The following is a 3,193-nucleotide window of genomic DNA, read 5'->3' as shown; positions in this document are numbered from 1 at the left end:
GGAATTCAAACGCATCGCAATGCGGGCAGACAAAACAGACAAAAGCTTCAGCGCCATGATCTATCTCGCCGCAGCCATTATCCATTCACGGTGAATCCCCACAAGCCCTAGGCCACCACGCTGGGCACGAAGTCGCGAGAACGCCTCGATCTGCTCGGCAGTGAAAACGATCATGTTGGCTTCGGCGTCGTCACTGGCGCTCGCCAATGTTGGAGACGCCGATACCGTCGGAGCCAACAGGGCGACGACCTCCTCTAAATCCTTGGCCGAGAGGTTTGCCTCAAGCGACCAATGCGTCAGACTGCGCGCTACCGCGGCATCCACGTCCAGAAGATCCGTTTTGGAGATCGTTATCTGGCGCTGTGCAGCCGGCCCCAGAAATGGGACTGCGTCCATGTGTGGGAACACGACCGCATGGCCAACGCGCACTCGAGAACCAAGTCCATGTTCGCGGAGCCACCCGATGAGCGCGTGCTTTGACGCCGTCGCCTGTTCATAGGGGTTCTTGATGTCGTGACGCTTGCCGAAGCGATCAGTTGTCATCCATCGGCCACGATCGACATCGATCCCGCCACCCTTCACTTCGATGACGACTACCCCCTCGCGGGGATGCAGGATGATGAAGTCAGCCTCACCATCACCCTGGCGTCCGCCGCGCTTCGATTGCCAACTGACATGATGCAGTATCGTCCATGGGTCCGGCAGCCTACGCAATGCATTCGCAACCCGGCGCTCGGAATCATCAATGGGCTCGTTCGAGCCTAAGCCGATGTAGCGCGCCATCTCAGCTGTCCAGGAAGCCGCGGAGGCGGGAGCTTCTGACGAAATGGCGCAGTTTACCAAGTGCTTTCGCTTCGATTTGCCGGATGCGCTCGCGGGTCACGCTGTAATCCTGGCCAATGCTCTCCAACGTGTGGTCACGGTCGATGCCAATCCCAAAGCGCATTCTCATTATCCGTTCCTCTCGTGGAGTCAGCGTCATCAGGATGTCGCTAAAGCGACCTTGGAGTTCTCGATAGGAGACCATGTCGAACGCAGAATCTCTTGGATCGGCGGCAAGTGCGAGCAACGTCGTGTCCTCCCCGATCGGGGTGTCACCCTCGATGCAGTCCGTGGCTTGAACACGCCAGAGTAGCTTCATCAAACGCTCTGAATCCATCCCAATCGCCGTCGCCAGCTCTTCCGAGGTAGGCGCTCTGCCGTTCGCCAAGGTCAATCTCGCCTCTGCGCGCCTGATCCGCGCCATCTTCTCATGGAGGTGCACAGGCAGGCGGACCAGTCTGTCGCTGTCAGCTATCGCTCGCTGAATGCGCTGCTCGATCCACCAGGTCGCATATGTCTTGAAACGGAAGCCGCGATCCGGGTCATAGAGGTCGGTCGCCCGCATCAATCCTATGACGCCTTCCTGGACGAGATCCTCGAGCGCCATATGCTGCTTTTGGCCACGACGCCGGGCGACCATTTCGACATATCGGAGGTTTGCAGTGACGAATGTCGCCCTTGCCTTTTCCGCATCGGCTCGCACCCGATCGACATAGGCTTGATCGAGACCGTCGGTGAGCTCAGGCAGATGAAGTGCGAGCTGGATGCGACGTCCCAGTTCCCGCTCTTCCGTCTCACTTAGATAACGAATCCTTTTGGTGCAAGAGCTGGTGTTCGCGCTGTTTTGGACCGGCGATTCTTCCTCGACTTCAACGATCTTATGGCCCGCGGTAGCTAGAAGCACCTCGAGCTCGACGCATTCAGCGATCGACAACTTACGGCGAAGATAGGTGCGGTTGACGTCGGCGCGCGCTAGCGATCCGCCACCTCTCTGGGCATCGGCAGATAGGGCCTTGAATGCCTTGGCGACAAAGTCTGGCCGAATGACTCTTGCGAGTTCATCGATATCGACCTCATCTCCATCATAGAGGAGTTCGATCTGATCATCATCGTCTTCTTCAGCAGCCCTCACAACATCCGGGTCGTGTTTTGGGCGAAGCTCCCCATCTTCCATGCGCCCCTCTCGACGGTCTAAAAAACGAACCGAGCAGTGTCGACAATACCAAAGAGTTCGGCCCGAGTACAATAATCGTGAATACAACAACACGTCGAGTGGCAAAGGTCTGTTTGGCCGCCCAATAAGACGCTCCGTGCTTCCTTGTTCGTCATGGCGGTAGTCGCCACCCGAACCGTCTTACGGGCCAGCAGTGCAGCGACCTGCGGCGGTGTCTTTTCCGGTCGCATTTTGAACTGTCTCACCATCGCGGTCGCTCCGATCACCAGCAGGCGACGGAGATACTGATCGCCCATTTGGCTGATCCGTTTAAGATGCTCTTTGCCACCACTCGAGTTTTTTGCAACGGATTCAGCCCGAGCCGCACTGCAAACTTGCGACCGGACCTGGAACTGCGCAGGGTCACCGGGGCGCACCGCAGACCGCGCATCTGACCCCGGCAAAGCTTTCGATGCTCTTGGAAGGACCAGACTGGCGCACGCCAGTGACACCCGCCCGCTGAGGGTCGCGGGATAGTGAGTCCCGGTCTCCATGCAGTGCTCAGTTTTCCTTGTACAGACCGGAAGGACACAGCTATTCTCAATGGCATGGGGATCGCCCTGCAGAGGGGTGGATCGGCGTGGCCGGCACGCTTGACGAGGGGTAGATCAAGATCGAACGCCTGCCGGAAAACGGCGCTGAACGTCTTCGATTGGTCGGGTAGCCGTCATGCATGTGAGTGCTACGAATGGCTGCTTTCGGTTATTTTCGCCCGATCAAGCGACATTCCGCACCCCCCTAGCGGTCAAAGCGCACTATTTTTGCAGCGTCATTTCCGCCATTCCGTCTAGCCTTATGGCTCTCTCATTACGGTATCACGCGTTCCAGAAGCGACCAGAATGTTGGCTATGCTTTTACGCTCCTTCGGATGGCACAGTTCATCCAGGATAACGCAATCAATACAGTCACGCGGGGCTTTGCCGTCCGAGACAGTCTGCTGCATGGTGTAGGAGTGGATGATCTTGCCAAAGCGGCTGACGGTCTCGCTGCCTTTGAGCAGCGGCGTGCCGGTAAAGGTGATGAAGGCCGCATTGGGCAAGGCGTGTTAGAAGTGGCCCCCATTTTTTGGACAGAGCGGTAAGCTATCATCTGGCCTGAACGAGGACGGGTTTTATGGGCAAGGTTACGCGGAAACGGTATGCGGCAGAGTTCAAGTCA

At 57.6% G+C, this 3,193-nt stretch carries 3 protein-coding genes and 1 pseudogene; all 4 read right to left on the bottom strand.

The genetic code is table 11. The features are described 5' to 3' along the window. Positions 1 to 60 precede the first annotated feature (60 nt). Complete coding sequence (locus GOB87_RS16255) at positions 61 to 783, bottom strand: nuclease-related domain-containing protein (RefSeq protein ID WP_198911735.1); 723 nt, start codon at positions 781 to 783, stop codon at positions 61 to 63. A gap of 1 nt (position 784) precedes the next feature. Then, a complete protein-coding gene (locus GOB87_RS16250; RefSeq protein WP_166319108.1) occupies positions 785 to 1,996 on the bottom strand; it encodes a sigma-70 family RNA polymerase sigma factor in 1,212 nt (403 codons plus the stop codon). Between the two features lie 17 nt (positions 1,997 to 2,013). Further along, entirely contained in the window at positions 2,014 to 2,529 is a 516-nt protein-coding gene (locus tag GOB87_RS17225) for a transposase (RefSeq protein ID WP_166319105.1), read from the bottom strand. Between the two features lie 425 nt (positions 2,530 to 2,954). Further along, positions 2,955 to 3,080 (bottom strand): annotated as a pseudogene (locus tag GOB87_RS17220) (hypothetical protein); the annotation flags it as partial. Positions 3,081 to 3,193: the final 113 nt, after the last annotated feature.

This window comes from Acetobacter estunensis, from assembly GCF_011516945.1.
GTDB lineage: Bacteria > Pseudomonadota > Alphaproteobacteria > Acetobacterales > Acetobacteraceae > Acetobacter > Acetobacter estunensis.
Note: the sequence above shows the minus strand (reverse complement) of the source record. Positions and strands in the feature narration are given on the sequence as shown.